Source organism: Pseudarthrobacter sp. ATCC 49987, from assembly GCF_009928425.1.
Taxonomy (GTDB): domain Bacteria; phylum Actinomycetota; class Actinomycetes; order Actinomycetales; family Micrococcaceae; genus Arthrobacter.
In genome coordinates, this window is the sequence record NZ_JAABNS010000001.1 from 129,103 (window position 1) to 145,281 (window position 16,179).

Here is a 16,179-nt window from a genome sequence, read left to right on the forward strand (position 1 = left end):
TCCGGACGTAAACTAACCTTCGGATCACTCTGCGTGACACGTGGCTTGGAGTACGGATGCTCTGGAAACTGCTCGTCGAATACCTGAGGCCGCAGCGGCGGCTGCTGCTCGCCGTCGTCGTCTTCCAGCTGGCGGCGTCCATCGCCTCGCTGTACCTGCCCACTCTGAACGCGGACATCATCGACCAGGGTGTGGCGCGCGGGGACACCGACTACATCATGCGCACCGGCGGCGAGATGCTCATGATCACGCTGCTGCAGATCGCCTGCACCATCGCCGCAGTCTACTTCGGCGCGAAGGCCGCGATGGCGCTGGGCCGGGACGTGCGCGGGGCGATCTTCACCCGGGTCGCTGAGTTCTCCGAGCAGGAAGTGACCCGGTTCGGCGCGCCGAGCCTGATCACCCGGTCCACCAACGACGTCCAGCAGGTCCAGCAGCTGGTGCTGATGTCCGCCACGCTGATGGTCACCGCGCCCATGCTGAGCATCGGCGGCGTCATCATGGCCGTCCGGCAGGACGTGCAGCTGTCCTGGCTGATCGCCGTCAGCGTGCCGGTGCTGCTCATCGCTGTGGGGCTGATCGTCACGCGGATGGTGCCGCTGTTCCGGCTCATGCAGACCCGGATCGACACGGTCAACCGGGTGCTGCGCGAACAGCTCACCGGCATCCGCGTGGTCCGCGCCTTCGTCCGCGAGGACATCGAGACCGCCCGCTTCGGCCGCGCCAACGAGGACGTCACGGACACCGCACTGCGTGCCGGCCGGCTGATGGCGCTCGCATTCCCCACCGTGATGCTGGTGCTGAACGTCTCGTCCGTGGCGGTGATCTGGTTCGGGGCGTTCCGGATCGAGGACGGTTCCATGCAGGTTGGCACCATGATTGCGTTCCTGAGCTACCTCATGCAGATCCTGATGTCCGTCATGATGGCCACCTTCATGGCGATCATGATCCCGCGCGCCGCCGTCTCCGGGGACCGGATCGGTGCGGTGCTGGGCACCGAATCGAGCGTCCGGCCGCCCGAGCACCCGGTCAGCCTCTCCGGCCGCACCGCCCGCGGCGAACTGGAAATGCGCGACGTCGGATTCGCCTACCCGGGTGCCGAGGCGCCGGTCCTCTCGGACGTGAGCTTCACCGCCCGCGCCGGGCAGACGACGGCGATCATCGGGTCGACCGGTTCGGGCAAGACCACCCTGGTGAACCTGATGCCGCGGCTGTTCGACGCCACCTCCGGCTCGGTGCGGATCGACGGCGTGGACGTGCGCGAGCTGCACCCGGACCTGCTCTGGGGGCACATCGGCCTGGTCCCGCAGAAGCCTTATCTGTTCTCGGGCACTGTGCGCAGCAACCTGCTCTACGGCAAACCCGACGCCACCGAGGACGAACTCTGGCGGGCGCTGGCCATCGCGCAGGCGGAGGATTTCGTCCGCGGGATGGAGGGCGGGCTGGACGCGCCGATCTCGCAGGGCGGTACCAACGTCTCCGGCGGGCAGCGGCAGCGGATCGCGATAGCCCGGGCGCTGGTGAAACGGCCCGAGCTCTACATCTTTGACGACTCGTTCTCCTCGCTGGACACCGCAACGGATGCCCGGCTGCGGCAGGCGCTCAGGCAGCACACCGCCGGCGCCACCCTGGTGATCATCGCCCAGCGGGTGTCCAGCATCGTGGACGCGGACCAGATCCTAGTGCTCGACGACGGCAGGATCGTCGCGCACGGAACGCACGAGGAGCTGCTGGAGACCTCGGAGACGTACCAGGAGATCGTGAATTCCCAGCTCGCGGCGGAGGAGGCGGTATGAGCAAGGTCGAGTCCCAGACGCCCGGAACCGGTGCTGGCGCCGGAGCTTCCGGCAGCGCTGGCGCCGGCGAGGAGGCCCCTCTCCGCATTCCCCGACCGCGCGGCGGACCCGGCCACGGCGGCCCCTTCGCCGGGATGAACATCCCGGCCGAGAAGGCAATGAACTTCGGCCCCTCGGCCAAACGGCTGCTGGGCGAACTCCGCCCCGAACGGCTCTGGCTGACGCTGGTACTGCTCCTCGCCGTCGTAAGCGTGACGTTCTCCGTGATCGGTCCGCGGCTGCTGGGCGAGGGCACCAACCTGATCTTCGCCGGCGTCGTGTCCAAGCAGCTGCCTGCCGGGGTGAGCCAGTCCCAGCTGATCGCGCAGCTGCGGGCTGCAGGGGAGAACCAGAAGGCGGACATGCTTAGCGCCATGTCGCTGACGCCCGGCACCGGGATCGACTTCGCCGCGCTGTCCTCCGTGCTGCTGTGGGCGTTGGCCCTGTACGTGCTGGCCTCGGGCTTTATGTGGATCCAGGCGTACATCCTCAACGGCGTCGTGCAGCGCACCGTGTACCGGCTGCGCGAGCGGATCGAGGCGAAGATCAACCGGCTGCCGCTGCGCTACTTCGACACCGTGCAGCGCGGCGAGCTGCTCAGCCGGGTGACCAACGACGTCGACAACATTTCCCAGAGCCTGCAGCAGTCCATCAGCCAGGCGGTGACCTCGGTGCTGACCGTGGTGGGGGTGCTGGTGATGATGGTCATCCTCTCGCCGACGCTGGCCATCATCGCCCTTGTGACCATTCCGCTGACCTTGGTGACCACCACGGTGATCGCCAAGCGCTCGCAGAAGCTGTTCGTGGCGCAGTGGAAGAACACCGGCGAGCTGAACGGCCAGATCGAGGAGACCTACACCGGGCATGCGCTGGTGAAGGTCTTCGGCCGGCAGCGCGAGGTGGAGGAGCGGTTCCGGCAGAAGAACGTGGAGCTGTACCAGGCCAGCTTCGGCGCGCAGTTCATTTCCGGGCTGATCATGCCGGCCATGACGTTTATCGGGAACCTGGTCTATGTCGGGATCGCCGTGGTGGGCGGGCTGCAGGTGGCCTCCGGCGCGATGCAGCTGGGCGACGTGCAGGCGTTCATCCAGTATTCGCGGCAGTTCACCCAGCCGCTGGCCCAGCTGGGCTCGATGGCAAACCTGCTGCAGTCCGGGGTGGCAAGCGCCGAGCGGGTGTTCGAGCTGCTGGACACCGAGGAGCAGTCGGCCGATCCGGTGCCGTCTCAGGCGCCCGACGGCGGGCGGGGCCGGCTGGTGTTCGAGGACGTGTCCTTCGCGTATTCGCCGGACAAGCCGCTGATTTCATCTTTGAGTTTGGTCGCGGAGCCGGGGCAGACGGTGGCGATTGTGGGCCCGACCGGGGCGGGGAAGACCACGCTGGTGAACCTGATGATGCGCTTCTACGAGCTCGACGCCGGCCGGATCACGCTGGACGGCGTGGACGTCGCCGCGATGTCCCGGCACGAGCTGCGCTCGCGGATGGGCATGGTGCTGCAGGACACCTGGCTGTTCGGCGGCACCATCCGGGACAACATCGCCTACGGCCGGCCGTCGGCGACCGAGGCGGAGATCCTGGAGGCGGCGAAGGCGACCTACGTGGACCGGTTCGTCCGGTCCCTGCCGCATGGCTACGACACCGTACTCGACGACGAGGGTGCCAATGTCTCGGCGGGGGAGAAGCAGCTGCTGACGATTGCCCGGGCGTTCCTGGCCCGGCCGTCGGTGCTGATTCTGGACGAGGCAACCAGCTCGGTGGATACCCGCACCGAGGTGCTGGTGCAAAAAGCGATGAGCGCGCTGCGGTCCGACCGGACGTCGTTTGTCATTGCCCACCGGCTTTCCACCATCCGCGACGCCGACCTCATCCTGGTGATGGAGGCCGGGCAGATCGTAGAGCAGGGGACGCATGCTTCACTTCTCGAGGCCGGCGGGGCGTATGCCCGGCTGTACGCGGCGCAGTTCGCGGCTCCTGTGGCGGAGGTCTAAGGGTGCAAGGGCAGGCAAGCGGCTCGGCATAAGGTGAGGTGTCGGCAAATTGAAATGCCTCGTCAGCTTTATCTGACAAAGGCGGAATCGTAAGAGGCGCGAGTGCGCTCCTCACCTCTCGAAGGATGGAAGAACGCATGATGCCCGCTGCCACCCGGAACGCGCCGGACCGCACTGCCAGATTCGGCTTCGCTTTCATCGGCGTTCTGCTCATCGCAGTTAACCTTCGGGTGTCCTTCGTCAGCGTGGGACCGGTGCTCGGGAACATCAGCAGCGACCTTGAGTTGTCCAGTGCCGCAGCAGGGTTCCTCACGGGCCTTCCGCTCATTGCTTTCGCAGTCTTCTCCCCGCTGGCACCCGGCTTCGCTTTCCGTCTGGGTCTCGACAGGGCACTCTGGATGTCCCTGCTGATCCTCGCCTCGGGCATCGTGCTTCGTTCCTTACCCTTGCCCGGCGTTATCTGGGCGGGAACCGCGCTGATCGGCTTGGCTATCGCGTTTCTCAATGTGCTGGTGCCCTCCCTCGTAAAGCGGGACTTTCCGCTGCGGGTCAGCCAAGTCACCGGAGGCTACACCGCAACGCAGGCCGCCTTCGCCGCCATCGGGGCAGCCGTCGTCGTTCCCGTGGCACAAACGTCCCCGGCGGGATGGCGGCTTGCCCTTGGAATCTGGGTCGGACTGGCTCTCATCGCCATGGCGGTGCTCCTGCCGTGGCTGCGCCGGCAGAGGTTAGGCACCGCGCACGCCACCAGGCCGGAGGTTTCCTTCCGGTCGCCCTGGACCTCAGCCTTGGGCTGGCAGGTGACGATCTTTATGGGGCTGCAATCGATCGCCTTCTACGTCCTGATGGCATGGTTGCCCACCATCGAACAAAGCCAGGGGGTTCCCGCCACTACTGCGGGAGTCCATCTGTCCGTATTCCTGCTCATCAGCGTCTTCGCCAGCCTTGCCACAGGGGGAATCCTGCACCGCGGTTCGGACCAGCGGCTTGTATCCTTCACGAGCGGCGGGCTCACGTTCGTGACGTTTCTCGGGCTGGCACTAGCGCCGGACCTCATATTGCTTTGGGTCATTCTTGGGGCAATCGGTTGCGGAAGCCTCATTGTCATCGCGCTGTCGCTGTTCAGCCTCCGCACCGTGAATTACCCGCAGGCAGCGTCGTTGTCCGGGATGGCGCAATCTGTCGGCTACGGTCTCGCCGCGGTGGGGCCGGTAATGTTCGGTGGTCTTCGCGACGTGAGCGGGGGCTGGACGCTTCCGCTCCTCGTCACCGCGGGCATCATGGCGGTTCTCGCCGTGATGGGTCTGCTCGTTGGACGTGACCGGGTGATCAGCGGTTCAACGTGATCCGCTCTTTAGCCAGGCGTTCAGGAGGTCAGGGTGGACACCGCTTCGCCCAGTGCTCAAGATGAGGTCATGACCTCTGGCGGTTCTGCGCGTCGGGCGACGACGGCCGATGCCGCCGTCGTTGCGCAGTTACTTCATGATTTCAACACTGAGTTCTCGACGCCGACTCCGGACGTTCGCGAGCTTCAATCGCGGTTGACCCAGCTCCTGGCGGGAGACGACGTCGTGGTCCTGCTGATCGGCGAGCCGGCGAGCGGTGTTGCTGTGCTGAGTTTCCGTCCCAACGTCTGGTATCGAGGGCCGGTCGCGATCCTCGACGAACTCTACGTCCGTCCAGAGCTGCGTGGTCACCGGCTCGGCAGCGCGCTCCTGGACGCGGCACTCGACCTGGTACGCGACCGGGGCGGTGCGCTCGTTGAGATCAACGTCGATGGCGAGGACACAGATGCGCGCCGCTTCTATGAAGCACGTGGGTTCACCAACACCGAACCCAACCAGACAGACCCAATGCTGTACTACTATCGAGAGCTCTGAAACGGGCACCTTGTGCACGTCCGTAACGGCGCTGCGGGGTTGAGGATGGCCGTCGCGCCGGGCGGCGGATAGCATGAATTTGTGATCCCTCGGCAGCCCGCCGGGCAGTTCTCCAAGGAGGAAAACCATGGGTCTGGGTGACAAGATCCGGAATGCGGCGACAAAGCTGACCGGCAGGGCCAAAGAAGCAACAGGCAAGGCAACGGGGGACGACCGCCTCAAGAACGAAGGCAGGGGCGACCAGGTCAAGGCGGACCTGAAGCAGGCGGCCGAAAAGGTGAAGGACGCTTTCAAGAAGCACTGACGACCGGCAGTGCCGGGACCTAGCCCCGCCGGCCGGGTTCCTCGCTGGCCGTCGAGTGTGGGGATCGCCGTGGTGGGCGGGCTGCAGGTGGCCGCCGGGGCGATGCAGCTGGGTGATGTGCAGGCGTTCATCCAGTACTCGCGGCAGTTCACCCAGCCGCTGGCCCAGCTGGGCTCGATGGCGAACCTGCTGCAGTCCGGGGTGGCGTCGGCCGAGCGGGTGTTCGAGCTGCTGGATGAGGAGGAGCAGTCGGCGGATCCTATCCCGTCGGCGGCTCCTAACGGCGGGCGCGGGCGGCTGGTGTTCGAGAACGTCTCGTTCTCCTATTCGCCGGACAAGCCGCTGATCACTGACCTGGACCTGGTGGCGGAGCCGGGGCAGACGGTGGCGATCGTCGGCCCCACAGGGGCGGGGAAGACCACGCTGGTGAACCTGATGATGCGCTTCTACGAGCTCGACGCCGGGCGGATCACGCTCGACGGCGTGGACGTCACCGCGATGACCCGCGACTGGCTGCGCTCGCGGATGGGCATGGTGCTGCAGGACACGTGGCTGTTCGGCGGGACCATCCGCGACGCCGACCTCATCCTGGTGATGGAATCCGGCCAGATCGCGGAGCAGGGGACACACGCTTCATTGTTGGAGGCGGGCGGAGCGTACGCGGCGCTGTACGCGGCGCAGCTCGCTGCGCCGGTGGCGGAGGTTTAGGGATTCGCCCCGCTGGGCGGCAAGGCGGGAATCACGAATAGACGGTCCATGATGCGACAGTACGGGCCACCTCATCGAACAGAGGTTACATAGTATCCGCTATCGGCCCGCAACCATGAGTCACCTCCTCCGAAGTGACCGATCTCGTCACTGTCGGAAAGGCTAGTCTCCTCCGCGGGTTGGCTCTTGAGCCCATGTCTTCCTGATGGCCCGCATCTTCATAAGGCGATCCTCGTCGTAGCCAGTCAATTTCCAGTCGGTTGCACGGTGCCTCTCGCATGTGCCGCGCCTATGCCGCCGCAGCACCTGTCAGCTCAGGAGGGGATTGTCCTAGGTGGGATATAGGCTCGCCATTGCACCGTCTAATAGACCGCCGTTGAGTTGCGGCGCAAGGGTGGACACTTTCGCAACTGGAGGGCACATGGCTGCTGAGTGGGCAGTAGGCGTAGCGGCCAAGGTCGCCGGCCCCATGATGGGAAAACTGACTATGGCGGCGTGGCAACGTATTGCGCTTTCATGGCTGGTCGCCTGGCGTGCACGGAGGAAAGCTAAGGAACTGCGGCTTCCAGCTCCTGCGTACTGGGAATTCCGTCGGTATCTGGGTGCAGGCGAGCCCCTTTCCGCGTTTAGAAGCGCGGACCCGGAGCGAATTGAGGCCCTGGGGCGAAGTCTGCGGAAGCAGACATTTGGTGCCGCGTGGGCACGACTTACTGACATCCAGGCAAAGCAGTTCGTTGACCTGCTCCTTTCCGCCTACACACACGGACTTTCGACGAACGAAGCCCTTGAGATCCAAAGCGCAACGACCCGTGCCGAGATCAAAGCTGCCCATGTATCTCCAATATCCGCATTTGAAGCAGACCTTCGCTTCATTGCACCTGTGCGGGCGAAGCAAGCAAAAGCCCTGGCGGACAGCTGGCCAGCAGTGCACAGGTTCGTCCGCGAGTTCGTGGCAACGCAGGATCCAAAGACGGCCCTAGTGGACTGGAAACAGCACCGTCCTGCATGGTTCGGCCAGACGAGCGCCGCAGCCCTGATGTGGATGGCGGATCTCGCATCGGATTACGGGTTGAACGACGAAGCTATCGCGCTCATCGACGAAGGGCTAGAACAAGGCGCCACACCTGCAGACTATTGGAGGGTCCGCCGCGACCTCCTGGAAGGCACGTCATCACCCGATGCCCAACGGGCAATGATGAAGCGGCACGAAGGACACCCACTTGCCGACTCAATATCAGCCGCAATCGACCAGTCACCACGGCGCGCCCTTGAAATCCTGGACACGTGGGACACGCCGGACGCGCCCGAACGCGCACTGAAGGCCTCGATCCGCTGTCAGTTACTGGCCGCTAACGATGACATCGAAGGCGCAGTCCGACTTGCACGCGAGGCCCTTCAGGAAGACCAGCTAACCGGGCCGGCCCAATTGGCCGCGGAATACCTCCTGCAACGAGGTTCAATCCGAGACTCTGCCCTTCACTTCGGTGACCTTGAAGCAAGCCTTGAGTTAGCCCTGGCCGTTCGCAACGCCATACGCACTTGGAGAGGGCCGTCCTATCGCGCCGTGGCCACAGCCATGCAAGCAGCACAAGCCCTCGGAAACAGCCGGAAAGCATGGAGTATGTCCCAGCTCCCGCCGACAGGTGAAGCTACAGACCAAGAAGCCAAAAACCCTGAAGTCCGCAAGCTGGCCATCGTTATGGCGGCGGACACCAGACCAGACGAAGAGGTCCGCGGCCTCCTGGCAGAAACCGGAGACTACTCGTTGACCCGGTTGGAAGCCGAAGCATTGATGGCTGAACACCATAAGGATAGAAAAACGGCACTGGGCCTGTGGCTGAAGGCAGGCGACCAGGCCACCACAGCAAACGAACAATTCCGGATCGGATTCCAGATCGCCATGCACGGTGCCGTGCCCCCGCGTATGGAAGCACTGTCAGCCGACCACCGTGAAATCGTTAGTGATTTGAAGCTGGTCGCCGCCGCTTTCAGTGAAGTGCCCGGCCAGTTCGAGGCGTTGCGGACCAGAGCGAGGAAACAGCGCACGCTTGCTTTCGCTCTCTACAGATATTTCGAACTACGATCCGAATTCGAACAGGCAGCGAAGGCGGCTGCCAATGCCGCAAAACAATGGTCAGACGCAGAGCTGTGGCATATCGCCTCCAACGCGTACCTGCGAGCTGGTGACCGCAAAGCCGCACTGACCAGCGCCCGCAGTGCCCTCCAAGTGGCGCAGCCAAGTTGGGGCAAGCATGAGGCCGTCTATGCCAACCTAATCGAGCTTCTTTCGGCAGACGGCCGCTGGGGCGAGGCAGCCGACGCCGCAGCGGACTTGATGACCCGTGATCCTAGCAACCCGGCAGCTGTGTGGGCGCTCGTTGAATGCCAAGTCCGGTTAGGACAGCTTGATGACGCGTGGAAGACATATGCCGAGTTCGGAGGTAGGCCATCGCCGCGCAATGAACGGGAAGCTGTATTGCGCATCCAACTGTGGAGGCGGTACCAGCTGGCTGACGGAGCCCTCCACGAGCTTCTCGAAGTACTAGATGCTTTCAACAACAGCAAACAAGTCCGTGCCGTCGCGACGATGGCAATGTTGTTTCAGACCGCAGAATTACCGGAACCGGTCGCTGAACAGATAAGGATTCGCCTCGAGGAGTTGCTGCCAAGTCTCGAGGATGTCTTCATACCGCAGAAGATTGACCTTGAGAATCCACTGGAAGCGTTGAACGGCCTCGTTGCTCAGCTGCCGGATACCTCTGACGTGGACCGGCAGGTGGAGGAAGGGAAGCTCCCCTTTGGTGTAGCTGCCTCCGTGCACCACTCCAGTTACGTTGAGCTTCTTGCCAGCCGCACGGGCATCGTCTTCGCCGGGGATGCCACAACGTTCGAGGATGAAGTGGCTGCAGCCCGTGTGGCACGGGACAGCGATGCCGTGGTTGACGTCACCGCTCTTTTGACGCTCGATCTCTTTGACACTGAACTGGGCGATCAATTACTGGGATATTTTGGAGGAAACGCCGTACCTCTAGAACAGTTCCTTGACACCATCCAAGCGGTCGAGAAGTTGTCCCAACGTTCAACTATGTCCATAGGGAAGTCCCGCGAGGGGACAGCGCAGGTCCACCAGATTTCCGAGCGGGAAGCTGAGCAGCGATTCGAGCGTGCAAAGCACGTACACGCACGCTTTCAAAATGTAAGGACCCAGGAACGGTCAGCGGACACCAATATCCCGAGGCTTCAAGCCGAAGAGGAAGTCTTCGTCTGGCTCACGGCTCTCGACCTCGCCTTGGATGAGCCACCAAGACCTCTGTGGTGTGACGATGTGAAGGTCCGACAGCTGGCCGTTGCCATGGGGGCTGCTGCTTTTGGAACATCAGCCTTGGTTGAGGCGATGCGGCTTGATCAGATCCTGAGTGACGACCTGGCAACGGCGCTCCAGGCGATCCTCATTAGCCGTCACTATGTTGGCGCCCCCTTTCGCCGTGACTGGCTGGAAGCTGCCGCGGACCTCGATGGATGGCGGGCCGGCGGCTGCGCCAGTTTCATTATGTGGGCGCCCGCGACAGCCAACCCGGAAAGCCAGGTCAAGTTCGCGATGGAAGGGCTACGGCGCTCGTCCGATGAACCTGACTCGGTAAAAAGATGGGTCGAGGCAACTTCCCGATGGCTCATCCGTATCGGCGACAAGGAGGCCTACTCAAACTTGGTGTTGTATCTTCAAAGACTTCTCGCTCAGCCCTGGATAACGTCCGCCCAACTACCATTTGTTCTAGCAGGAATCAGAGCCGCGACAAGCTCCGCCGAGGTCGCCGATCCATTCGAAGCAGCACTGACAAGTCATTACCAAGACCTCGCCGAGAAGGCCGGGCCAGCTCTCGCGGCACGATACGTACGAGGGTTTGTCCATCTGACAAACGCGGACGACCGCTCCATGACAAACCGAATCATTTTGACTAGTTGATGCCAGCGGCCCAGGCCGTGATTCGGCGTTGGAACCTTACCGTGCTTTCGGGGGAGTGCTGTTGTGGGTCAGGCCGCCCTTGTAGCCATGACTCCCAAGGGCGCAGCAACGTCGGGGGCGAGGATGCTGAGCCTGTAGTCGGACTGGAGCGGATCGACATGGGCAGGCAAATGGTGGGACCGCGAGCAGGTCCGGAGTTCTTCCAACGCGTCGGGCTCGATCCGGGCCCGGGTCATATCGAGCTCGAGGGTCATGCCCGCGGTGAGCGAGTTGGCGCGCTTCATCACGTCGTACAGGCCGCGGACGCTTTTGGAAGTCACGTGGCCCTGGGCGGCAACTCGGGCATTGGCGCAGTCGAGGTCCACCCGGACCAGTACTTGAAGCTTGTCTGTCACGAAATTTCTCCGCTCTAAGTCGGGCGCCACGACGCTGTGGCACCCCGGACAACCATAGACGTAATGTGATGCACGCAACAGACATGCCGGGGCCGGCCTCTTGCCTCGCCCTAGGCCGCGGGAGGGCCGACGCGGAGCAACAAAAAGTTGCCTCAGGCAACCAGCTTTACATAAGATCCGATATCGGTTGTCGTGGGCCCTTACACCAGCGGCCACGGGTAACGCATACCGGTGCGGTCACCAGGGAGAACGCCTGCGTGCAGCAGGCGCTGGACGCGGTGCTGCAGAGAGGCGACCTCGTCGTCGTCGAGGAGTTCGGCAACGTCGGGAGGCGCGGCCTCTGCAAGCGGCGCGATGTCCTCCAGCAGGGCATCGGGGATGGGGTCACCGGCGAAGTCCCAGATCACCGTGCGCAGCTTGAAAGCGGCCGAGAAGCACAGGCCGTGGTCGATGCCCCAGATACGGCCGTCGTCGCCGCGTAGCACGTGGCCGCTCTTGCGGTCCGTGTTGTTGGCGATGTAATCGAACAGCGCGATCCGGGCCAGCTCGGCGTGGGTCTCGGGGGCGTCCTCGAACAGGGTGAAGTAGTGCTGCTGGAAGTCGCAGTCGATGAACCACTGCAGCGACCCGACGCCCAGGGGAGCGTCCTCCCGGATCACCGTGGGCGGGACGAAACCCCAGCCCAGCGCTTCGCTCAGGAGGTGGGCGGCGCGTTCGCGCTTGTAGAGGCCGGGCTCGAAGTCGGACAGCGGACGCTCGCCAGCCTCCGGCTTGTAGACCGCGCACCCCTCGTCCTCGCCGCAGGTGACTTGGGCGAGGAATGTCTGATTGCTGCTGCGCGGGATGAGGCCCAGCAGCTCGATGCTGCCCTCGGTCAGCAGGGTCAGCTCCCGGCTGGGCACGATCCCTCCCGCTTCAGAAACACGGTCATGATGCCCTCAGCCCACTCAGCGGTTCCGACGTCGAATTCACCATGTGCACAGCGGGGTCCTGGCCCGCCACAAACGAGATGGCAGACACCGAGCCCGGGCTGATGACGATGCGCTGGAACAGGTCCAAGGGCGTGCCCAGGGCATGGGCGACGGCGGCCTTGATCGGATCGGCGTGGGAGAAGCACACCACCACCCCGCCGGCGTGGGCCGCGCACAGCGCCTCAAGTGCTCCGACGATCCGGCCCTGCATTTCCGGAAAGCTCTCGCCGTCCGGGAAGCGGAAGGCGGACGGGCTGTGCTGCACGGTCTGCCACTCGGGCAGGGCCGCCAGGTCGGCGATCGCTACGCCGGTCCACTCGCCGAAATCGCACTCCAGCAGCCCGTCGTCGTGCTTCACCGACAGTCCGGTGCGGGCCGCCGTCGGCTCCGCAGTTTCGCACGCGCGCTCTAGTGGGGAGGAATAGAGGGCATCGACCGGCAGACCGGAGAGCCGTTCAGAAACCCGTTCCGCCTGGGCGCGGCCCCGGTCGGAAAGGTGCAGTCCGGGCGCCCTGCCCGGCAGCACCATGCCCGTCGTCGGCGTCTGGCCGTGGCGCACCAGCAGCAGGAGCGTTCCCTGCCGTGGGGGCTCTGCCGAAGGTTCAGGCGTTGCTGCGGTCATCAAGATTCAGCGTAAGCCGGGCAACAGCCTAAAGCGCATGAATCTCAAGAAATCCCTCGATTCCCTGCCGGGTGCAGGTCTACGGTGGAGGAGTGAGTGATCGCCCCGAAATCTTCACTGTTGGTGAACTGCGTGCCTCCGGCCGCCTTCACAAGGACCTGCGCCGCGAAATCCGCGACAACCTGCTCGCCGCGCTCGCCGCCGGCCGCGACCCCTGGCCCGGGATGTACGGCTTCAGCCGCACCGTCCTGCCCCAGCTCGAACGCGCCCTGCTCGCCGGGCACGACGTCGTCCTGCTCGGCGAACGCGGGCAGGGCAAGACCCGGCTGCTGCGCACCCTGGCCGGGCTGCTGGACGAGTGGTCGCCGGTGATCGAGGACTCGGAACTGAACGAACACCCCTACGAACCCCTCACCGAGCACTCCCGCGCCCGCGCCCTCACCGAGGGGGACCGGCTGCGGGTGGCGTGGCGGCACCGCTCCGAACGCTATGTCGAGAAGCTCGCGACGCCGGACACCTCCGTCGCGGACCTGATCGGCGACGTCGACCCGATGCGGGTGGCCGAGGGCCGCCGCCTGGGAGATCCGGAAACCATCCACTACGGCCTGGTCCCGCGCTCCAACCGCGGCATCATCGCCATCAACGAACTCCCCGACCTCGCCGAGCGGATCCAGGTTTCCATGCTCAACGTGATGGAGGAACGCGACATACAGATCCGCGGCTACGTGCTGCGGCTGCCGCTGGACGTCCTGGTGGTCGCGTCCGCCAACCCGGAGGACTACACGAACCGGGGCCGGATCATCACGCCGCTGCGGGACCGCTTCGGCGCCGAGATCCGCACCCACTACCCGATCGAGCTCGACGACGAGGTGGCCGTCATCCGGCAGGAGGGGCACCTGGTGGCCGGCGTCCCGCCCGTCATCCTCGAGATCCTGGCCCGCTACACCCGGGCACTGCGGCAGTCGCCGGCGATCAACCAGACCTCCGGGGTGTCCGCGCGGTTCGCCATCGCGGGCGCCGAAACCGTCGCCGCGGCGGCCCTGCGCCGCGCCAGCGTGCGCGGCGAGGAGGAGGCCGTCGCCCGGATCATCGACCTGGACGCCGCCGTGGAAGTCCTCGCCGGGAAGATCGAGTTCGAATCCGGCGAGGAAGGCCGGGAACAGGACATCCTGGACCACCTCCTGCGCATGGCCACCGCCGAGGCCGTGCGGGCGCACTTCCACGGACTCGACATGGGCGACCTCGTCGCCGCCCTGGACGGCCACACCACGGTGACCACCGGGGAGCTGGTCACCGCGCGGGAGTTCCTGGACAACCTCCCGTCGCTCAACGGATCAAGCCTCTACGACGACATCGGTGCGCGCCTGGGCGCGGAAAACGACGGACAGCGCGCAGCCGCCGTCGAACTGGCGCTGGAAGGCCTCTACCTCGCCCGGCGGATCTCCAAGGATTCCGACGACGAGGCGACGGTTTACGGTTAGGCGCCGTTACGGCTAAGGAGGGTCCATGACCGCTCACCACTGGTCCCGGTACAGCCGCTACGCGGGCGGGCCGGATCCGCTCGCCCCGCCGGTGGATCTGGCGGAGGCGCTGGACGCCGTCGCCGAGGACGTGATGGCCGGCTACTCGCCCCGGCACGCCCTGCAGGAATACCTGCGCCGCGGCGGCCGGAACCTGGAAGGGCTGGACGATCTTGCCGGGCGGGTCCAGCAGCGGCGCAAGGACCTGCTGGGCCAGCACAAGCTGGACGGAACCCTCAACGGGGTCCAGAAACTGCTGGAGACCGCGGTGCTGGAGGAACGCAAACAGCTGGCCCGCGACGTCCGGATGGACGACACGGACCGCGCGTTCCGGGAGATGCAGCTGCAGAACCTGCCCAACTCCACGGCGGCGGCGGTCAACGAGCTCGCCGCCTACGACTGGCAGTCCAGCACCGCCCGGGAAGCCTACGAGCGGATCAGGGACCTCCTGGGCCGCGAGATCCTGGACCAGCGGTTCGCCGGGATGAAGCAGGCCCTCGAGGGCGCCACCGAGGAGGACCGCGCGGCCGTGGCCGAGATGCTGCAGGACCTCAACGAACTGCTCGACAAACACCGGCGCGGCGAGGACACGGACGCGGACTTCCAGGAGTTCATGGCCAAGCACGGGCAGTTCTTCCCGGAGAACCCGCAGTCCGTCGCGGAGCTGGTGGACGCGCTCGCCCAGCGCGCGGCCGCCGCCCAGCGGCTGCTGCAGTCCATGTCCGCCGAGCAGCGCGAGGAGCTGATGCGGCTCTCCGCCCAGGCGTTCGGCTCGCCCGAGCTTATGGCACAGCTGGGCCAACTCGATGCCAACCTGCAGGCACTGCGCCCCGGCGAGGACTGGTCCGGCTCGGAACGCTTCGAGGGTGAGGAGGGTCTTGGGCTGGGCGACGGCACCGGCGTGCTGCAGGACCTCGCCGAACTGGACGAGCTCGCCGAACAGCTCTCCCAGTCCTACAACGGCTCCCGCCTGGACGACCTGGACCTGGACGCCCTCGCCCGCCAGCTTGGACAGGACGCGGCCGTGTCGGCCCGCACGTTGGCGGAGATCGAGCGGGCCATGCACGACGGCGGTTTCCTGCAGCGCGGGGCCGACGGCGACCTGAAGCTCTCCCCGCAGGCCATGCGGCGGCTCGGCCGGTCGCTGCTGCGCGACACCGCCAAGCAACTCTCCGGCCGGCAGGGGCGCCGGGACACGCGCGTTGCCGGGGCGGCGGGGGAGCAGACCGGCTCCAGCCGGCCGTGGGAGTTCGGCGACGCCGAGCCCTGGGACGTCACCCGGACCATCACCAACGCGATCCGCCGCACCATCGCCGACGGCGGGGATCCGCGCCACGGACTGCGGCTGGCCATGGATGACATCGAGGTGACCGAGACGGAGGCGCGCACGCAGGCCGCCGTCGCCCTGCTGGTGGATGTGTCCTTTTCAATGGCCGCCGAGGGACGCTGGGTGTCCATGAAACGTACCGCACTCGCCGTGCACCACCTTGTTTCCACCCGGTTCCGCGGCGACCGGCTGCAGCTGATCACGTTCGGCCGCTACGCGCAGTCCATGGACATCGGCGAGCTCACGGCCCTGCCGGCCCTGCGGGAGCAGGGCACCAACCTGCACCACGGGCTGCTCCTGGCCGGCCGGTTCTTCCGCCAGCACCCGTCGATGCAGCCCGTCCTCCTGGTGGTGACCGACGGCGAACCCACCGCGCACCTGCTGGCCGACGGCGAGTCGTGGTTCGCGTATCCGCCGGACCCGGAGACCATCCGCGTCACGGTGGCCGAGCTGGACCGTCTGGGCCGTGCCGGGACGCAGGCCACGTTCTTCCGGCTGGGCGATGACCCGGGCCTGGAACGGTTCGTCCAGCGGATGGCCCGCCGGATCGACGGCCGCGTTGTTGCACCAGAGGCAGGGGATCTGGGAGCCGCCGTCGTCGGCGAGTACCTCCGGGCCCACTTCCGCGGCCGCCCCTACGACGACGCCGACTGGGCGCAATAGAT

At 65.5% G+C, this 16,179-nt stretch carries 11 protein-coding genes and 1 pseudogene; 9 read left to right on the forward strand and 3 right to left on the reverse strand.

What is annotated here, in order from left to right; genetic code table 11:
* The first annotated feature begins 56 nt into the window (after nt 1-56).
* The 7 genes and pseudogenes from GXK59_RS00605 (at nt 57) to GXK59_RS00635 (ending at nt 10,679) form a co-directional block, all read left to right on the forward strand.
* A complete protein-coding gene (locus GXK59_RS00605) occupies nt 57-1,796 on the forward strand; it encodes an ABC transporter ATP-binding protein (protein WP_160663508.1) in 1,740 nt (579 codons plus the stop codon).
* Nucleotides 1,793-3,823: an ABC transporter ATP-binding protein gene (locus GXK59_RS00610; RefSeq protein WP_160663510.1), complete on the forward strand. Its 2,031-nt coding sequence runs from the start codon at nt 1,793-1,795 to the stop codon at nt 3,821-3,823. Before GXK59_RS00605 ends, GXK59_RS00610 begins: the two co-directional genes overlap by 4 nt.
* A gap of 137 nt (nt 3,824-3,960) precedes the next feature.
* Complete coding sequence (locus GXK59_RS00615; protein WP_237393719.1) at nt 3,961-5,169, forward strand: MFS transporter; 1,209 nt, start codon at nt 3,961-3,963, stop codon at nt 5,167-5,169.
* A gap of 69 nt (nt 5,170-5,238) precedes the next feature.
* Nucleotides 5,239-5,703 carry a GNAT family N-acetyltransferase gene (locus GXK59_RS00620; RefSeq protein ID WP_160668910.1) on the forward strand — a complete coding sequence of 155 codons (465 nt, stop codon included), beginning with the start codon at nt 5,239-5,241 and terminating at the stop codon, nt 5,701-5,703.
* A gap of 127 nt (nt 5,704-5,830) precedes the next feature.
* Nucleotides 5,831-6,007 (forward strand): CsbD family protein, encoded by a 177-nt coding sequence (locus tag GXK59_RS00625; protein WP_144671585.1) that lies wholly within the window; start codon nt 5,831-5,833, stop codon nt 6,005-6,007.
* Nucleotides 6,008-6,064: 57 nt separating this feature from the next.
* Nucleotides 6,065-6,715, forward strand: a pseudogene (locus GXK59_RS00630) (ATP-binding cassette domain-containing protein); the annotation flags it as partial.
* A 421-nt stretch (nt 6,716-7,136) separates the two neighbouring features.
* Complete coding sequence (locus GXK59_RS00635) at nt 7,137-10,679, forward strand: tetratricopeptide repeat protein (protein WP_160663512.1); 3,543 nt, start codon at nt 7,137-7,139, stop codon at nt 10,677-10,679.
* A gap of 68 nt (nt 10,680-10,747) precedes the next feature.
* Here the strand turns inward: GXK59_RS00635 and GXK59_RS00640 are convergent, their stop codons facing one another.
* From GXK59_RS00640 to GXK59_RS00650, 3 genes are all read right to left on the reverse strand, one after another.
* Nucleotides 10,748-11,074 (reverse strand): hypothetical protein, encoded by a 327-nt coding sequence (locus GXK59_RS00640; RefSeq protein ID WP_160663514.1) that lies wholly within the window; start codon nt 11,072-11,074, stop codon nt 10,748-10,750.
* 200 nt (nt 11,075-11,274) lie between these two features.
* The gene (locus GXK59_RS00645; RefSeq protein WP_160663516.1) at nt 11,275-11,976 is read right to left on the reverse strand and encodes an SCO1664 family protein; all 702 of its coding nucleotides are present in this window, start codon (nt 11,974-11,976) and stop codon (nt 11,275-11,277) included.
* A gap of 25 nt (nt 11,977-12,001) precedes the next feature.
* Nucleotides 12,002-12,667 carry an MSMEG_4193 family putative phosphomutase gene (locus GXK59_RS00650; RefSeq protein ID WP_160663518.1) on the reverse strand — a complete coding sequence of 222 codons (666 nt, stop codon included), beginning with the start codon at nt 12,665-12,667 and terminating at the stop codon, nt 12,002-12,004.
* A gap of 92 nt (nt 12,668-12,759) precedes the next feature.
* On the opposite strand from GXK59_RS00650, the gene GXK59_RS00655 reads away from it, so the two are divergent.
* Together GXK59_RS00655 and GXK59_RS00660 are read left to right on the forward strand one after the other, a co-directional pair.
* The gene (locus GXK59_RS00655; protein ID WP_160663520.1) at nt 12,760-14,148 is read left to right on the forward strand and encodes a sigma 54-interacting transcriptional regulator; all 1,389 of its coding nucleotides are present in this window, start codon (nt 12,760-12,762) and stop codon (nt 14,146-14,148) included.
* A 25-nt stretch (nt 14,149-14,173) separates the two neighbouring features.
* A complete protein-coding gene (locus GXK59_RS00660; RefSeq protein ID WP_160663522.1) occupies nt 14,174-16,177 on the forward strand; it encodes a vWA domain-containing protein in 2,004 nt (667 codons plus the stop codon).
* The last annotated feature ends 2 nt before the right edge of the window (nt 16,178-16,179 follow it).